Origin of the sequence: Chitinophaga sp. HK235, from assembly GCF_018255755.1 — a bacterium.
Taxonomy (GTDB): domain Bacteria; phylum Bacteroidota; class Bacteroidia; order Chitinophagales; family Chitinophagaceae; genus Chitinophaga.
Genome location: NZ_CP073766.1, coordinates 4,435,001 through 4,437,500 on the forward strand (window position 1 = coordinate 4,435,001; position 2,500 = coordinate 4,437,500).

1 rRNA gene (only partly in view) is annotated in these 2,500 nt (G+C 48.5%); it reads right to left on the reverse strand.

The features are described from left to right. Positions 1-2,500, reverse strand: a 23S ribosomal RNA gene (locus KD145_RS16170) (it extends past both window edges: 59 nt to the left, 319 nt to the right).

Consider the following 2,500-nt stretch of genomic DNA (forward strand, 5'->3'; position numbering starts at 1 on the left):
GTAACCTATCAACGTCGTAGTCTCCGACGGCCCTTAAAAGTAAACTCATCTTGAAGCAGGTTTCACGCTTAGATGCTTTCAGCGTTTATCCTGTCCGTACATAGCTACTCTGCACTGCACCTGGCGGCACAACAGATACACCAGCGGTACGTACGACCCGGTCCTCTCGTACTAAGGTCATGTCTCCTCAATTTACTAACGATCACAACAGATAGGGACCGAACTGTCTTGCGACGTTCTGAACCCAGTTCACGTGCCACTTTAATCGGCGAACAGCCGAACCCTTGGGACCTTCTCCAGCCCCAGGATGTGACGAACCGACATCGAGGTGCCAAACCTCACCGTCGATATGAGCTCTTGGGTGAGATCAGCCTGTTATCCCCGGAGTACCTTTTATCCTTTGAGCGATGGCCCTTCCATACAGAACCACCGGATCACTTTAGCCTGCTTTCGCACCTGCTCGGCTTGTTTGCCTCACAGTCAAGCACCCTTATACTAATGCGCTCTGCGTACGATTACCAACCGTACTGAGGGTACCTTTGCGAGCCTCCGTTACCTTTTAGGAGGCGACCACCCCAGTCAAACTACCCACCAAACAATGTCTCCGTTGCCGGATTAGACTCTAAATAACAGAAGGTTGGTATTTCAACGATGACTCCACAACTCCTGGCGAAGCTGCTTCATAGTCTCCCAACTATCCTACACATCTGGCATTCAAAATCAATGTTAAGTTGTAGTGAAGGTTCACGGGGTCTTTCCGTCCCGTTGCGATTAACCGGCATCTTCACCGATACTACAATTTCACCGAGCTCGTGGTAGAGACAGTGTACAACTCATTAGACCATTCGTGCAGGTCGGAACTTACCCGACAAGGAATTTCGCTACCTTAGGACCGTTATAGTTACGGCCGCCGTTTACTGGGGCTTCAGTCAGAAGCTTTGGATTACTCCGAACATCCTTCCTTAACCTTCCAGCACCGGGCAGGTATCAGGCTCTATACGTCATCTTTCGATTTTGCAGGGCCCTGTGTTTTTGTTAAACAGTTGGTTGTACCATTTTACTGAGACCACATTACTGTGGTACGCCTTATCCCGAAGTTACAGCGTCAATTTGCCTAGTTCCTTTACCACGGATCACTCGAGCGCCTTAGAATACTCATCTCGACTACCTGTGTCGGTTTACGGTACGGGCTGCTATAAACGAACCTTAGAAGTTTTTCTTGGAAGTCTGATTAGGGACATTATCAGCGCTGCCGAAGCTTTGCTGTACTATCAGGTTCAGCACCATCTGCGGATTTTCCTACAGTCAGTATACCTACACCCTTTAACGCACTATTCCGTAAGTGCGCAGTCCTTTCACTACTCCGTTACTCCATCGAATTTATAGCAGGTACTGGAATATTCACCAGTTTGCCATCAGCTACGCCTCTCGGCTTTGCCTAAGGACCCGACTAACCCTGATCCGATTAGCGTTGATCAGGAACCCTTAGTCTTACGGCGATAAGATTTTTCATCTTATTTATCGTTACTTATGCCTACATTTTCTTTTCTAAACGCTCCAGCATGTCTCACAACACACCTTCGATGCAGTTTAGAATGCTCCCCTACCGTCTAGCATTGCTGCTAGGCCTAAAGCTTCGGTTGTATGTTTGATGCCCGATTATTTTCCGTGCCCAAACCCTCGACCAGTGAGCTGTTACGCACTCTTTAAATGAATGGCTGCTTCCAAGCCAACATCCTGGCTGTTTTAGGATTTGAACCGCGTTTGTTCAACTTAACATACGATTAGGGACCTTAGCTGTTAGTCTGGGTTATTTCCCTCTCGGCCATGGACCTTAGCGCCCACAGCCTCACTCCTGGAGATTATGTTATAGCATTCGGAGTTTATTAGGGTTTGGTAGGCGGTGAAGCCCCCTAGCCCAATTAGTAGCTCTACCTCTATAACACGTCTATATCCAAGGCTGTTCCTAAAAACATTTCGGGGAGAACGAGCTATCTCTCAGTTTGATTGGCCTTTCACCCCTATCCACAGGTCATCCCATAGCTTTTCAACGCTAATGAGTTCGGACCTCCAGTTGGTTTTACCCAACCTTCATCCTGCCCATGGATAGATCACAAAGTTTCGCGTCTACCCCCACTGACTAAGCGCTCTGTTAGAACTCGCTTTCGCTGCGGCTCCGGTACTGAAGACCTTAACCTCGCCAGTGAGGAGTAACTCGTAGGCTCATTATGCAAAAGGCACGCCGTCACTCTTTCGAGCTCCGACCGCTTGTAGGCGCACGGTTTCAGGAACTATTTCACTCTCCTGTTCGGAGTACTTTTCACCTTTCCCTTACGGTACTGGTTCACTATCGGTATCTAAGGAGTATTTAGCCTTACCAGATGGTGCTGGCAGTTTCACACAGGATTCCTCCGGTCCCGCGCTACTCAGGATACTACACGTCCATCAGAATTTCTGTCTACAGGGCTATCACCTGCTACGGCTCATCTTTCCAGATGAT